Source organism: Sulfitobacter faviae, assembly GCF_029870955.1.
GTDB lineage: Bacteria > Pseudomonadota > Alphaproteobacteria > Rhodobacterales > Rhodobacteraceae > Sulfitobacter > Sulfitobacter faviae.
Map to the genome: position 1 here is coordinate 1,103,067 of NZ_PGFQ01000001.1, position 13,792 is coordinate 1,116,858.

Annotated in this window: 17 protein-coding genes, 1 tRNA gene and 2 rRNA genes; 10 read left to right on the forward strand and 10 right to left on the reverse strand. The window is 56.6% G+C overall.

Annotation, left to right across the window (positions count from 1 at the left end):
• Positions 1 to 5 precede the first annotated feature (5 nt).
• Positions 6 to 188: a hypothetical protein gene (locus CUR85_RS05705; RefSeq protein WP_280322174.1), complete on the forward strand. Its 183-nt coding sequence runs from the start codon at positions 6 to 8 to the stop codon at positions 186 to 188.
• Positions 189 to 499: 311 nt separating this feature from the next.
• Here CUR85_RS05705 and CUR85_RS05710 read toward each other — a convergent pair whose 3' ends face one another.
• The 4 genes from CUR85_RS05710 to CUR85_RS05725 all read right to left on the reverse strand — a co-directional run bounded on the left by CUR85_RS05710 (position 500) and on the right by CUR85_RS05725 (position 3,053).
• On the reverse strand, positions 500 to 1,156 hold the full coding sequence (locus CUR85_RS05710) for a hypothetical protein (protein WP_211243586.1): 657 nt from the start codon (positions 1,154 to 1,156) through the stop codon (positions 500 to 502).
• A complete protein-coding gene (locus CUR85_RS05715) occupies positions 1,156 to 1,767 on the reverse strand; it encodes a hypothetical protein (RefSeq protein WP_136720686.1) in 612 nt (203 codons plus the stop codon). The genes CUR85_RS05710 and CUR85_RS05715 overlap by 1 nt, the downstream gene beginning before the upstream one ends.
• A 19-nt stretch (positions 1,768 to 1,786) precedes the next feature.
• On the reverse strand, positions 1,787 to 2,419 hold the full coding sequence (locus CUR85_RS05720) for a helix-turn-helix domain-containing protein (RefSeq protein WP_280322183.1): 633 nt from the start codon (positions 2,417 to 2,419) through the stop codon (positions 1,787 to 1,789).
• Positions 2,420 to 2,588: 169 nt separating this feature from the next.
• Positions 2,589 to 3,053 (reverse strand): hypothetical protein, encoded by a 465-nt coding sequence (locus CUR85_RS05725; RefSeq protein WP_136720688.1) that lies wholly within the window; start codon positions 3,051 to 3,053, stop codon positions 2,589 to 2,591.
• A gap of 320 nt (positions 3,054 to 3,373) precedes the next feature.
• On the opposite strand from CUR85_RS05725, the gene CUR85_RS05730 reads away from it, so the two are divergent.
• The 3 genes from CUR85_RS05730 (at position 3,374) to CUR85_RS05740 (ending at position 4,453) form a co-directional block, all read left to right on the forward strand.
• Positions 3,374 to 3,607 carry a helix-turn-helix domain-containing protein gene (locus CUR85_RS05730; RefSeq protein WP_136720689.1) on the forward strand — a complete coding sequence of 78 codons (234 nt, stop codon included), beginning with the start codon at positions 3,374 to 3,376 and terminating at the stop codon, positions 3,605 to 3,607.
• 84 nt (positions 3,608 to 3,691) lie between these two features.
• A complete protein-coding gene (locus CUR85_RS05735; RefSeq protein ID WP_136720690.1) occupies positions 3,692 to 3,892 on the forward strand; it encodes a hypothetical protein in 201 nt (66 codons plus the stop codon).
• 303 nt (positions 3,893 to 4,195) lie between these two features.
• Positions 4,196 to 4,453 carry a hypothetical protein gene (locus tag CUR85_RS05740; protein WP_120350088.1) on the forward strand — a complete coding sequence of 86 codons (258 nt, stop codon included), beginning with the start codon at positions 4,196 to 4,198 and terminating at the stop codon, positions 4,451 to 4,453.
• Between the two features lie 296 nt (positions 4,454 to 4,749).
• On the opposite strand, the gene CUR85_RS05745 is transcribed toward CUR85_RS05740, so the two are convergent.
• Together CUR85_RS05745 and CUR85_RS05750 are read right to left on the reverse strand one after the other, a co-directional pair.
• Positions 4,750 to 5,196, reverse strand: coding sequence for a hypothetical protein (locus CUR85_RS05745; RefSeq protein ID WP_280322186.1), 447 nt, complete (start codon positions 5,194 to 5,196; stop codon positions 4,750 to 4,752).
• A gap of 88 nt (positions 5,197 to 5,284) precedes the next feature.
• Positions 5,285 to 5,536: a hypothetical protein gene (locus CUR85_RS05750; protein WP_280322187.1), complete on the reverse strand. Its 252-nt coding sequence runs from the start codon at positions 5,534 to 5,536 to the stop codon at positions 5,285 to 5,287.
• A gap of 93 nt (positions 5,537 to 5,629) precedes the next feature.
• Here CUR85_RS05750 and CUR85_RS05755 point away from each other — a divergent pair, with 93 nt between their 5' ends.
• The 6 genes from CUR85_RS05755 (at position 5,630) to istB (ending at position 9,636) form a co-directional block, all read left to right on the forward strand.
• Positions 5,630 to 6,277 carry a S24 family peptidase gene (locus tag CUR85_RS05755; RefSeq protein ID WP_280322188.1) on the forward strand — a complete coding sequence of 216 codons (648 nt, stop codon included), beginning with the start codon at positions 5,630 to 5,632 and terminating at the stop codon, positions 6,275 to 6,277.
• A complete protein-coding gene (locus tag CUR85_RS05760; protein WP_136720694.1) occupies positions 6,274 to 6,555 on the forward strand; it encodes a hypothetical protein in 282 nt (93 codons plus the stop codon). Before CUR85_RS05755 ends, CUR85_RS05760 begins: the two co-directional genes overlap by 4 nt.
• Positions 6,545 to 6,829, forward strand: a complete 285-nt coding sequence (locus CUR85_RS05765) for a hypothetical protein (protein ID WP_136720695.1) — start codon at positions 6,545 to 6,547, stop codon at positions 6,827 to 6,829. The genes CUR85_RS05760 and CUR85_RS05765 overlap by 11 nt, the downstream gene beginning before the upstream one ends.
• Before the next feature lie 220 nt (positions 6,830 to 7,049).
• Positions 7,050 to 7,220 (forward strand): hypothetical protein, encoded by a 171-nt coding sequence (locus CUR85_RS05770; RefSeq protein ID WP_280322191.1) that lies wholly within the window; start codon positions 7,050 to 7,052, stop codon positions 7,218 to 7,220.
• A 105-nt stretch (positions 7,221 to 7,325) separates the two neighbouring features.
• On the forward strand, positions 7,326 to 8,855 hold the full coding sequence (istA, locus tag CUR85_RS05775; protein ID WP_136720741.1) for an IS21 family transposase: 1,530 nt from the start codon (positions 7,326 to 7,328) through the stop codon (positions 8,853 to 8,855).
• Positions 8,845 to 9,636 carry an IS21-like element helper ATPase IstB gene (gene istB, locus CUR85_RS05780; RefSeq protein WP_067266994.1) on the forward strand — a complete coding sequence of 264 codons (792 nt, stop codon included), beginning with the start codon at positions 8,845 to 8,847 and terminating at the stop codon, positions 9,634 to 9,636. The genes istA and istB overlap by 11 nt, the downstream gene beginning before the upstream one ends.
• 261 nt (positions 9,637 to 9,897) lie before the next feature.
• Here the strand turns inward: istB and CUR85_RS05785 are convergent, their stop codons facing one another.
• From CUR85_RS05785 to CUR85_RS05800, 4 genes are all read right to left on the reverse strand, one after another.
• Positions 9,898 to 10,035 (reverse strand): hypothetical protein, encoded by a 138-nt coding sequence (locus CUR85_RS05785; protein WP_231886287.1) that lies wholly within the window; start codon positions 10,033 to 10,035, stop codon positions 9,898 to 9,900.
• A gap of 94 nt (positions 10,036 to 10,129) precedes the next feature.
• A tRNA-Met gene (locus CUR85_RS05790) sits at positions 10,130 to 10,206 on the reverse strand.
• 224 nt (positions 10,207 to 10,430) lie between these two features.
• Positions 10,431 to 10,545 (reverse strand): 5S ribosomal RNA (rrf, locus tag CUR85_RS05795).
• 179 nt (positions 10,546 to 10,724) lie between these two features.
• A 23S ribosomal RNA gene (locus tag CUR85_RS05800) occupies positions 10,725 to 13,627 on the reverse strand.
• Positions 13,628 to 13,792 lie beyond the last annotated feature (165 nt).

The window sequence follows — 13,792 nt, forward strand, 5'->3', positions numbered from 1 at the left end:
TCCGAATGATGGGGCTGCCGGTTTCCGCTCTGGCGGGGTGGCAGACTTTTACCCCCCTCCCCTCGGCGTTCCTGCCGCTGCTTTTCGCTGTCGTGGCAGGCCTTGCAGAGGCACTGCAGGTTGTCGCGATCCCAGAACAGGTCCGGATCGCCCCGATGCGCGCGCTTATGGTCAGCCACCAGCTTTGATGTGTTCGCCTCAATCCATTTGCACCAAGCGCAGGTGAAGCGCGCCTCTTCGAGCACTGACCAACGCAACCGACGCCAGCGGGCGAGCGAGTACCACCGGTGCGACGAATGCCGCGGGCCTTCGGCTTTGGCAGGCTTCTTTGGGTCCGCGTTCAACCGCGAGGCAGTCCGACCGATCCGTGAGCCCATGCCCCGACCAGCAAGCCTACCCATGCGACACCTCCGCCCACCCACAAACGCAACGCGCCCGGAGAGGGTGGTCCTCGCCGGGCGCGTTGGGGGTGCTGGCGTCATGTCTAGGGGGGCTAGATTTATTCGGCAAGTACTTTTTTCCAAGGCGTACGTGCTGGCAGTTCATGCGTCACATTCCAACGGGACATATCATTCTGAATTTGCAGACAAACTCGAAGCTCCAGCAGGGCTGACCACCACTGCAAATAATTGCGGCGCGCCGCCGCGATCTGATCCGCAGCAGGACGGAACACAACCGGACACACCCGGATGTCATGGCGCTTCACCTTACGACCGCTGCAGTCAGCCACCTGCCCAAGCGTTTCCGTTACAGCGCGGCGACCGTGCGGGTTCACATGCCAACCTACCGGCTCACATCGCGTGACTGCTCCGACATAAGCTTCAGGCAGAGCACGCGCCCGTGCTAACTCAGCGATCTGCACTGCCATGCGTCGACCACCGCAACCGTCGGGCAGCACAGCCACCGCCGAGGCAACGATGTCAGCGTCATGATCCGGGTATGACCGGCCACCGCCATCGATCTTGCAGCCCAGCAGCCCGCGCTGCGCCATGCGGTAAGCGTTGCCGACATGGCCGTATCCCGGCGCCAATGTGCCTTCATCCTCAAAATCGATCGAGGCGCACTCATCGGCGAATGCCCATTCCAACAGCCGCTGGATCGAAATCGGCTTGCGGACGCGGCTCATCGCCTCAGCCTTCAAAGGTACCATCTGCATCACGCGCCCTTCTCATCCAGCCAGCCGCGAAGCATGGCTTCGGTTTCGTGATAGCGCCGCAGCCAGTTCCGCTCTTCGCCGGTGACCAGCACGCCGCGCGCTTGGCGATCCTCGATAAGTTCGACCCGCCGCGCATAGTCCGCAGCCCGCTCGTTGATCCCGGCCCATTCGCGATCCGCGAGCGGTGGCCGCTTGTGGCTCTTCCAGAAGGCATACTCAGCGACCAATCGGCCCGGCACTGCGGCGGCTTTGCGACCAGCGGCCGATACGAACCACGACCTCAGCCCCGGCACATCCTGCAACGGCATCCGCTCTCGCGCCTCGGCAAATCCCAGAAGGCTGACCCGGCTGGGCCAGAAGACCTTGTTGGTGCCTTCGCCCTTGGTGCGCATGCAAGCAGCCAGCACCCGCAGGGATTCGTCGGAGAGATACCCGAGGTCATCTGCCATCTGATCCAGCTTGCGGCGCTGGTCTTCGGCGGAGGTGTGATGCTTGAACCGCATCCCATCCTTGACCAGAGGATCGATGAAGAGCCTGCGCACCCGGGCCCGGTTGGTTTCCTGCGGCGCAGCGGCTTCCTGCGCGCTGTCGGTGGTTGTGATCTGATCCATTTGCCCCATTCCCCTTTTCTCAGCCCAGCCCCAACGCTGCCTGTTCGGCATCGGTGAGAAGCTTCGCAGCGATGATGTGATCGATAACCCACGGCTGAAGATCGGCGAGCGCATCAGCCCGACCTTCGCGCCATCTGGCGACAGCGTTTTGCGCCTCGCGCTGAACCATCGGATTTGGGGAAAACTTGGCCCCCTGCGCCCTTTGGTTCTTCTGTGGTTTATCTATATTATGCACGAAGGCAGATTTGCCCCCTTTTCCGTGCAAATCTGCCCCCTTTTGCGAGACAGGAAAGGGGGCATTCCTACCCCCTTTTAAGGGTGCATTTTTGCCCCCTTTTAGCTGCACGATCTTGGCCCGCGTGAGGAAGCCGTATTGCGTGCTGCGCCCCCGGCCGACACCCGCAAGAACGACGATCCATTCAGCGTCGACCAGTTCCTTGATCACCCGCTTGATCGTGTCTTCAGAACAGCCGTGAATGTCAGCCAGCTGACGCCGGGACGGGTCGCACCGGTGGGTTTCCCGGTTGGCGAATTCCAGCACCAACGTGTCGGCGACAAGCCGAGCCATGGGGCTCAGGCTGCTGTCGCGGCGGACGCTTTCCATCCAGCCCCATCGCTGCTGGCGCCACTCTTCCGGCGCGATTACGCGCAACTCCCCTCGAAAGGAGACGGCTCGATGTCGTATTTGCGCCTTGGGTCCACAGGTTCCGTCCTCACATGCCTGTTGGCACGACGAAACGCCGTGCCTTTGCCTTACTTGTCGGCCTGCGTTAACCGCCTGCCGAACCATTCCGATTGGTTTTCAGAACGACGCGCCCCTCTTACGGAGGCTGCGCCGCCTGCTCTGTGCTGTCGGGTGAACCGGGTGGTTTAAGAATCAGCGGCCACTGGGCGCGGAATTCAGCCTTGTCAGGCCGCCAGCGGATGTACTGGCCCCGGAAAGGCAAACCGTAGAGGCGGTCATAGTGGACCTGTAGCGAGCCGAAGTCGCTGAAACCTTCATCCCGCGCGAGTGTCTCGAACCATTCCGGCGTGACCATCACAGCATTGCCAAGCGTTACCTTGCCAGCCTCGATGACGATCTCTTCGGAGCGGCTACAGGGCGCGACGATCAGGCGGTGGCACTCCGGCGACTTCATCCAGAGCGGCGGCACAGCGCCGCAAAAAGCATGGACAGTGCCGCCGACTGCCACATGGGGCCGCTTGCCATGAGGCTTGATCACGCTGGCCTTGATGCCAAAGATGATCGCGCGGGCGTCTTCTGGCGGGAAGTTATAAGCGACCATTAGGCGGCCTCCACCAAGGAGGTGATACCTTTGGGCCTCCAAGCTGTTCCCACCAGTCGGCGGCCTAGTCCCAACCACAATAAGTAGAGGGAATCACCCCGTACGACAAAACATGTTGTATTGGGCAAGGCTTTTATTGCGCTTTTTGCCCCAGAAAAGCCTTGATGTAGGGTACGGGTACTGCAGTAAAGTGAGGCCCCGGGCCGAAGATCACAACTCTTCGACCCGGGCAGTTCAACCGCAACTGTGATCGCGGCAAACCAGGCCCGGCGGAATCTCGAAAAACGCCGGACCACATTGCCAGAGAAGGAGATATTCCCATGGCAACCTACGAACACCATATGACTGGTGTAGCGCTCAATGACATTTCGATTAAGCGAAAGCAACTGACGCTTGATGAGGCGGTAACCGCCCATATTTTGCGCCAGCAAGGCGAGACCTTTACGGATGTCGTTCAACGGCTGGGCACCAACGCAAACCGCGTTGGTGAAGTGTTTCGAGGAGATGTGTTCCCCGAAGCCGCGATGCTCGCACTGAAGAAGCTGACGACCTGAAATTGTGGCGGCGGTATAGCAGCCGGAAGAGCTGCCGGGAGGAACCGCCGACCCCTTTAGCGCCTGATTGGAGAAGATCGAGCCATGGGATTTGAAGTAACCAACGAAATGATCCGACCGGATAAAGGAACCGCGTCGCTGGTCCTGCACGATCCTGAAACGAACTCTCAGATCATCGTGAATGTGCATATCTCTATAATTGAAGAGCCAACCCGCAAAGAGTTTCTGGCTAAGTCGAGGCAAGCTGTGAAGACTGCTTTGGCGGATGCGATCAAGATGCTTTGAAACTTGCCACAGCCCGAACGAACGCAGGGCTGTCAATAACTTGTGTCGCTCAATGGTTAGGTCAAACCTCTGATAATAAGCAGACATCCGGCACAGGCCCACGGCCGTAGGAAGGCAGCCTTGCGGTCGATGCATTGACCGATCAGGCGGGCATGTAGGATTTATGTTGGTACGTCGGGGCAGCGAGTACGAATCGCCACCCCGACTAGCGATACCGCGCCGCTGAACTGCGCGACACACCGCGATCATCGGCCCACTGAGAGAACGCCGATTGATCGCCATAGTCAGGAAAAGGAACCTCCCATGACTATCTCTTACCGGTCCATCGGACCGGACGGCAGACACCCGATGACGGGCGTCCTTCTGAACCCATACGCCATTCGGCGCAAATTCTTTACCTTCGACGATGCTGTAACCATTTGGATCATGCGCTTGCAATGCGAAGATTACGTTGTCATCCAACATTTCATGGGCGCTTGCTCGTACCGAATTGCAGAAGTTCTGTCCGGTGAGGTGCATCCCGATGCCAAGAACGAGGCAATCCGTCGTCTCACCTGCTGAACTGAGCAAAAAGGGCGCGCAGCCGTTGCCGGCCGCGCGCCTTAGTTCAACAGGGAGTAGACCCCGGCGCCGCACCACAGGCTGGCCCGGCGCCGGGCGGGGCTTTGCGCGGCACCGCGCCCCATCGGTGAGGGAAAGCGCATGAAACGCCCTGCCACGCAAATTGGACGGGGCGGCGCGCATCCCCAGACGCTGCGCACCGCCCCGGAACCGCGGCTCGACAGAGGGCGGATCGCAACGATGCCCCTCCGAAGCCTGCGGATGACGAAAGCGAAAAATCGAAACCGCTGAATTGTTCACGCCGCACCGCCAGTCCGCACAGCAGCCGGCTTCCCGCGGGCAATCGGGGCCAGCAACTCCATCAGCTCCAAGGCAATCGGGCGCAGGACAGCAGCTTCACGGTGATCGACGTGACCGTCAGTCAACGCCTCCGCCAAGAGCGATGAGAACGCGGTCGCGGCGCAAAGCGTAGGCATGTGCTCAGGAAGACAAGCCTCACCCTTTCGGGCTGATTGACCCACCATGCCTAAAATGTCGGAAGTGAACCCCGGCCCAAGCGCGGCGAAAAGCGACATCAGGCCAGCGGCGGTCGGCGTCACACCCTCTTCATAGCTGCGAAGGGTCCGAGCCTTGATGCCTGTGACCTCTTCCAAAGCCTCAAACGAGTAGGTCTTGCCGTGGCCAACCCGGAGACGAAGCGCGGCGTCGATCTTGTCTGAAAGTGCTTCGCTGGAAATCTTCATGTTTGTTTCCATGGTTTTGATGCGGTGACCAAAGCAGGTTCAGTGCATGACAGGGTATTTTGACAGAGAGGGAGGAAGGGGCGCGGCATTAGGCGGCGTCCTTGGTGAAACTAGGCAGACCGGCCAAAGCTGGGGGTTTCTCAATGCCTTCCGGCCAGTTTTGGGCGAACCAGACCAAAGCGGCATTGTACCGTTTGATTGTTATGTCTGATCCCGCACGAAGAGCAGATAGCTTCTTGCTATCGCCGAATACGCGATGAGAGACGGTTCGGTCGAATTCAACTCCCGAAGCTCGCTTGTAGGCGTCCGCAACCGCCAAAAGGGTCTCAATTGTGTTCATGACCGGCAATATGCGGTTATTTTACCGCATCGTCAACGGTCATGTTACCGCTCCCTCGATTGCGCCACGTGCGGTAATTATGACCGCATGGATATGGGTGAAATTCTCCAGCGAATTCAGCAGCGCGGGAAAGAAATAGGGCTCTCAGAGCAGGCTCTGTCTAAGGAAGCCGGGCTGTCGAAAGATGGCATCCGGAATTGGCGGCGCAGATTTCAGGCTGGCGATGAAAGCGCCGGGGCAAACGTCACATCTATCAGTAAAGTCGCGGCGGCACTGGGCGTTTCGGAGTTATGGCTGCTTTACGGAGTGGAGGAAGATCAACCCCGCCCCACCGTCGCAATCGCCGGCGCAGTAGGTGCAGGTGCGATGGTCCCAGTCTTCGACGCCTATGAAAAAGGCGACGGCCCGCAAGTTGAGTGTCCTCCCCAGTTATCGCCGCATGGCATAGTGGCAGTCGAGGTTCAGGGCGACAGCATGGAACCGATCTATTCCGCTGGCGATCTACTGTTTTATACACGAGAGACCCCTGACGGCGTTCCGGCAGAAGCCATCGGTCACCGCTGTGTCTGCGAAGACGTGAACGGCATGGGTTGGGTCAAACAAGTGCGCTCGGGTTCTGAGAGAGGGCTGTTCAACCTCATTTCGTTAAACCCCGGCGCCGATAACCAGCATGACGTACAACTGAAATGGGCCGCGCGGGTGCGTATGCACCTGCCTGCGGATATGGCGAGACGAGCATGACAGAAACAACTAACAGTGCACTTCTAGACAAACTGGCCACTCTGGAACAGCGAGTTGAAAGCCTCGAAGTGGAATCGAGATTGCTCAAGTTGGCATTATTCCAACTGACCGTTCAAGATCTGAACGTGTTGGTTATTTCTGAAGAAGACGATCACTCGGAAGTAGTGAAGGCCTATGAATCACTAAAGGAATCCATGGCAATAGTTCACGGCGTAACAGACGATGATAGACCTCTGGGCCAGATACCAGCCGACAAGGAGGCCAAAAGTGAGCGATAAAGTCAGAGATATCTCGGGACAGAACCGCTCCCAGCAACAGATCATTGCTCAAATTGAGAGCTTGAAAAAATCAGATACTCGATCACATAGTGGTGGAGGTGGAGGTGGCGAGATGGAACAGCGTGTCCGACAGTTGGAAGCCGATATGTCCTTTATCAAAGGCAAGCTAGATGACATGCCGACTAAGGACTGGATGACGACCCGGTTGATTTGGGTAGTTGGAGCCCTTGTAGCGCTTTCCGGTCTTATTCAGCTTGTTGTCGAGAAAGTTTGAACTTGTACTATAGCTCTTAGTTTCAGAGCGCCTAGGTCAGTACCAAACCCGCCCTTGTGGCGGGTTTTTTCTTTACCACTGCCAAGCCGGTAGGCATTTCACAGCATGGGATGGATGTCGGCAAATCGCCGATTTGCGGTAATATAACCGCATCGCCATTGACTGCGGTAATATTACCGCTTAACCTCCCTCCATACCGCCCCGGTAATGGAGATGGAAAATGCAAACCCGCAGCACCGAAACCGCCCATGCGGTCGTCACGAACCCTGAACACTTCCACACGCAGCCCACAATACTCGCCTGCGCCTGGGACATCCTCATGGCCGAGCGCGGCAAGCGCGTAGACCTCGATCGTCTCGGACCGCCCGCGCATATCGTTAAGGCCTGTTGATTGTCACTGAGAACTGACCCGGTAGCCCCATAAATTGTCACTGAGAATTGACCCATGTGAACACACTTCCCGACGGTTTTGGTTGGGGGATTTGGAGTGATCGACATGGGATTTTTGAGTGTCATTCGACGCTGGGCATTGCGTGACAAGATGCCAATCAGGGAGATTGCCCGGCGGACGGGTTTGTCTCGGAACACGATAAAGAAGTATCTGCGTGAAGGTGCGGTGGAACCGCAGTTCAAGACGCCCAAGCGTCCAAGCAAGCTGGATCCCTATTCGGATCGGCTGTCAGCCTGGCTTTTAATCCAGACGCGGAAGTCACGCAAAGAGCGGCGGACAGTGAAGCAAATGCATGCTGATCTGGTGAAGCTGGGATATGATGGCTCCTATGAACGCGTAGCAGCTTTCGCCCGGGCATGGCGTGAAGATCGGCATCGAGCGGAACAGACGACGGGGCGCGGCACCTACGTGCCTTTGGTGTTCGCGCCCGGCGAAGCCTTCCAATTCGATTGGAGCGAGGACTGGGCCAACATTGGCGGTGAGCGCGCCAAACTTCAGGTCGCGCATATCAAACTGTCACACAGCCGCGCTTTCTTGGTGCGGGCCTACCCGCTGCAAACGCACGAGATGCTGTTTGACGCCCACTGGCATGCATTCCGCGTCTTCGGCGGCGTGCCTGGTCGCGGGATCTATGACAATATGAAGACCGCCGTTGATCGTGTGGGCAGAGGCAAGCAGCGGGACGTCAATGCACGCTTCAAGGCTATGGCCAGCCACTACGTGTTTGAGCCCGAGTTCTGCAATCCAGCCGCAGGTTGGGAGAAAGGCCAGGTTGAGAAGAACGTGCAGGATGCGCGCAACCGCATGTGGCAAGTCATGCCGGTCTTTGCCGATCTGGACGAGCTGAACCAATGGCTTGAAGATCGCTGTATCGCCCTTTGGGCAGAGACACCGCACAAGGCTTTGCCGGGGTCCATCGCTGACGTGTGGGAGGCCGAGAAGCCCACGCTGATGGCACTGCCGCCGGCATTCGATGGCTTTATCGAACACAGTAAGCGTGTGTCACCCACATGCCTGATCACGTTCGAACGCAATCGCTACAGCGTTCCCGCCAGCTTCGCGAACCGACGTGTCAGTTTGCATGTTTATCCCGAACGGCTGGTCGTGGTCGCTGAAGGGCAAACGGTTTGCGAGCATGCGCGGATCATCGAGCGATCTCATCGCAAGCCCGGCAAGGTCATCTATGAGTGGCGTCACTATCTCGCTGTCATCCAACGCAAACCAGGTGCCTTACGCAATGGTGCGCCGTTCACGGAGATGCCGGATGCCTTCCGGCAACTTCAGGATCACATGCTGCGTAAAGAAGGCGGTGACCGAGAGATGGTCGACATTCTGTCTCTGGTCCTTCAGCACAACGAAGATGACGTTTTGTGCGCAGTGGAGCTGGCACTTGAAGCGGGCGTCCCCACCAAGACGCACATCCTGAACCTGTTGCATCGATTGATCGACCGCAGACCGACAGATCACCCCGAGGTCGATCCGCCGGACGCACTGGCATTGCAGTCAACGCCAGAGGCCAACGTCGATCGCTATGACGGGTTGCGACAGACTAAGGAGAAGCGCCATGCGTCATGACCCAGCAGGAGCTTCTATCGTGATCATGCTACGCAGTCTCAAGCTGTACGGCATGGCAAATGCGATTGAAGACTTGGTCGCCCAGGGCGCGCCAGCGTTCGAAGCTGCCACACCAATGCTGTCACAGCTGCTCAAGGCTGAGATCGCCGAACGCGAGGTACGGTCTATCGCCTACCACACGAAAGTCGCCCGCTTCCCCGCATACAAGGATCTGACGGGCTTCGACTTTGCATCGAGTGAGGTCAACGAAGCGACAGTGCGGCAGCTACATCGATGCGAGTTTATCGAAGCGGCCGAAAATGTCGTTTTGATCGGCGGTCCCGGAACGGGCAAGAGCCACACGGCCACTGCAATTGGCGTCCAAGCGATTGAGCACCACAGGCGCAAGGTCCGCTTCTTCTCGACCGTAGAATTGGTCAATGCGTTGGAACAGGAGAAGGCGCTTGGAAAGGCAGGGAAACTGGCTGAGACGCTGACGAAGGTCGACTTGGTCATTTTGGACGAACTCGGCTACCTGCCGTTCAGTTCATCTGGCGGGGCGCTGCTCTTCCATCTGCTCAGTAAGCTCTATGAGCGCACCAGTGTGATCATCACCACCAACCTTAGCTTCTCAGAATGGGCGCAGGTCTTCGGGGATGCAAAGATGACCACCGCTCTCTTGGATCGGCTTACCCACCGCTGCCACATCCTCGAAACCGGAAACGACAGCTACCGCTTCAAGGTCAGTTCTGAGGCAGCAAAGAAAACTGCAAAGGAGGCCAAAACATTGACCGCATCATAGACCACGACGCATAACTGAGGGTGGGTCAAATCTCGGTGAAAATACCGGGTCAGTTCTCAGTGACAATCAACAGACCGCGCTTCGGTCACCCGCCAGCTCCGCGCGGTGGAGACTGAAATTCGTAACGGAACCGGCGCGATCCTCGCCGGTGTGAACAGCCCTGCCCTCATTGAAGCCCTGTCGAAAGCTGAAGCGCGGAAGCTCAAGTTGCAGGCCCAACAGCGGCAGATCGAAGACGCCCGGCCGATGCTCCCAACTGACTTAGAAGAGGTCTACGCTGCGCATGTCAGAAAGCTGGAAACGATCCTCGCAGAACCCGAATTGGTCATCCATGCGCGCGATATTCTGCGGGTTCTGGTGGAAACCATCAGCGTCGAGGAAGTGGAGGAAGGAAAACACCTCCTGGGCATCGAGGGAGATTTGACAAAGTTCCCAATGACATACGCAAAAGCCGCCCCGAAGGGCGGCTTTGCGAACAAAAGTTCGATAGGCTTGGTTGCGGGAGTAGGATTTGAACCTACGACCTTCAGGTTATGAGCCTGACGAGCTACCGGGCTGCTCCATCCCGCGCCAATGCCCTCCGTTTAGACTTATAGCGCGGGAGCTGCAAGCGCATTCGAACAGAGAAAGGTAATTTTTCTTGAGATTTTTTCTGGCATGCTTACCGTTTGCGCCGCCAAAACTCGAAGGCCGCCGGAAAGCCCCCTCAAACGCAAACCGCCGCAGCATTGAGCTGCGGCGGTTTTGTTAATCTGATCATCGTCGAGAGATACTGTAGTCTAGGAACTTATTAGGTTTGGCGATGACCTACTCTCCCACGTCTTAAGACGCAGTACCATCGGCGCTACGGCACTTAACGGCTGGGTTCGGGATGGGACCAGGTGTTTTGCTCGCGCTATGATCACCAAACCGAATAAATTCCTAGCAGCGCTCTGCGCAGCAGAGCGGCGGCGGGAGGCAGGGTATCCGAAGGATGCCCGTTCCCGCTCCGTCTCCATTGGAGCGCAAAGCGTGTTTGTCCAAGTCATGTACGACTGATTGTATGTGTATGCTTTTGATCAGTTTAAGCAGTCTTGCTTCTACTGGATCAAATCAAGCCTATCGAGCAATTAGTACCAGTCAACTGAACGTATTACTACGCTTACATCTCTGGCCTATCGACGTGGTGGTCTACCACGGCTCTCAGGGATACCTTGTTTTGAGGGGGCTTCCCGCTTAGATGCCTTCAGCGGTTATCCTGTCCGATCATAGCTACCCAGCACTGCTATTGGCATAACAACTGGTCCACCAGTGGATCGTTCACCCCGGTCCTCTCGTACTAGGGGCAACTCCTCTCAAGTATCCTACACCCACGGAAGATAGGGACCGAACTGTCTCACGACGTTCTAAACCCAGCTCACGTACCTCTTTAAACGGCGAACAGCCGTACCCTTGGGACCTGCTCCAGCCCCAGGATGAGATGAGCCGACATCGAGGTGCCAAACACTGCCGTCGATATGGACTCTTGGGCAGTATCAGCCTGTTATCCCCGGCGTACCTTTTATCCGTTGAGCGATGGCCCTCCCACTTGGGACCACCGGATCACTATGGCCGTCTTTCGACTCTGCTCGACTTGTCAGTCTCGCAGTCAGGCTGGCTTCTGCCATTGCACTCAACGAGCGATTTCCGACCGCTCTGAGCCAACCTTCGCGCGCCTCCGTTACGATTTAGGAGGCGACCGCCCCAGTCAAACTACCCGCCACACAGGGTCCCGGAACCGGATAACGGTCCGCGGTTAGACATCAAGCAGAACAAGGGTGGTATCTCAAGGGAGGCTCCACCGAGACTGGCGTCTCGGTTTCAAAGCCCACCACCTATCCTGCACATGTTCGGCCTAATGCCAGTGTGAAGCTGTAGTAAAGGTGCACGGGGTCTTTCCGTCTAACCGCGGGTAACCGGCATCTTGACCGGTAATTCAATTTCGCTGAGTCTATGTTGGAGACAGCGGGGAAGTCGTTACGCCATTCGTGCAGGTCGGAACTTACCCGACAAGGAATTTCGCTACCTTAGGACCGTTATAGTTACGGCCGCCGTTTACCTGGGCTTCAATTCAGAGCTCTCACTCCTCCTTTTAACCTTCAGGCACCGGGCAGGCGTCAGACCCTATACGTCGTCTTGCGACTTCGCAGAGCCCTGTGTTTTTAATAAACAGTCGCCACCCCCTGGTTTGTGCCCCCAGCCCCTAGTTGCCTAGGAACCGGGCCTCCTTCTCGCGAACTTACGGAGGTATTTTGCCGAGTTCCTTCAACATAGTTCTCTCAAGCGCCTTGGTATTCTCTACCTGTCCACCTGTGTCGGTTTAGGGTACGATCTGATGATGGAGCTATTTCCAGGGACCGCTCAGCAGCCCATCCAATCCGATAAGGATGAACTACCTCTGCGATCCGTCACTTCCATCTGGCCCAGGAATATTAACCTGGTTCCCATCGACTACGCCTTTCGGCCTCGCCTTAGGGGTCGGCTTACCCTGCTCAGATTAGCTTTAAGCAGGAACCCTTGGACTTTCGGCGAGAGTGTCTCTCACACTCTTTGTCGCTACTCATGTCATCATTCTCACTAGTGATCTCTCCACCGGATCGCTCACGCGCCGGCTTCACAGAAAGCTCCTTGTGTCCAATACGTCCCGAGGGACGATAAGGACACATGGAACTATGTCACACTACGCTCTGCTACCATGCAATAAATGCATCCTCGGCTTCGGCTCATGGCTTGAGCCCCGTTACATCTTCGCCGCAAGACAACTTATTTAGACCAGTGAGCTGTTACGCTATCTTTAAAGGATGGCTGCTTCTAAGCCAACCTCCTGGTTGTTTTGGTCGTCTCACCTGCTTTCCCACTTAGCCATGAATTAGGGGCCTTAGCCGGAGGTCAGGGTTGTTTCCCTCTCCACGACGGACGTTAGCATTCGCCGTGTGTCTGCCATCCAGTACTCCTCGGTATTCGGAGTTTGGTTAGGATCAGTAAGCCTGTGGGGCCCCATTACCCATCCAGTGCTCTACCCCCGAGGGTATTCGGATGACGCTCTACCTAAATAGATTTCGCAGAGAACCAGCTATCTCCGAGTTTGATTGGCCTTTCACCCCTAGGCACAGCTCATCCCGATCTTTTTCAACAGATGTGGGTTCGGTCCTCCAATAAGTGTTACCTTATCTTCAACCTGGCCATGCCTAGATCACTCGGTTTCGGGTCTGATCCCACGAACTCGACGCCCTATTAAGACTCGCTTTCGCTGCGCCTACACCTAACGGCTTAAGCTTGCTCGTGAGACCAAGTCGATGACCCATTATACAAAAGGTACGCTGTCACATCGCAAGGATGCTCCAACTGATTGTAGGCGTTCGGTTTCAGGTACTGTTTCACTCCCCTCGTCGGGGTGCTTTTCACCTTTCCCTCACGGTACTGGTTCACTATCGGTCAGTAAGGAGTACTTAGCCTTCGAAGGTGGTCCTCCGATCTTCAGACAGGATTTCACGTGTCCCGCCCTACTTAATACGTCCAATCATGCTTCTTATACGGGACTGTCACCCACTTTGGTTGCGCATTCCAACGCATTCTAATCACACTCATGGCTCGGCTGGTCCCCGTTCGCTCGCCGCTACTAGGGGAGTATCAATTGATTTCCTTTCCTCCGGGTACTTAGATGTTTCAGTTCCCCGGGTTTGCCTTTTTAAGCCTATATATTCAGCCTAAAAATACCTGGTCTTACACCCTGATAATCACTTCGCTGGCGACCACCCAGTGTTTTGATCGAAGATCAAAATGTACCGACCAAAGGTCGGCACGGAGTGTTCATTGCGAAGCAATAACAGAGTATAATCAGGTGGGTTGCCCCATTCAGAAATCCATGGATCAAAGCTTATTCTCAGCTCCCCATGGCTTATCGCAGAGTATCACGTCTTTCATCGCCTCTTACTGCCAAGGCATTCACCAAACGCCCTTTTCGCGCTTGATTTGATCCAGAAAAAGCAAGACTTAGCGCCTCGCGCGAAGATCAGAAGCTGGTAAGAAACTGACCCTCTTATTCTGCATCAAAAGCATACTTTACCCGCCCAGACTGTCGTCTGGACAATGAGCGATGCAGATAGCTGCCGTCCGTGCAGGAGGCAGCGTCACCGCT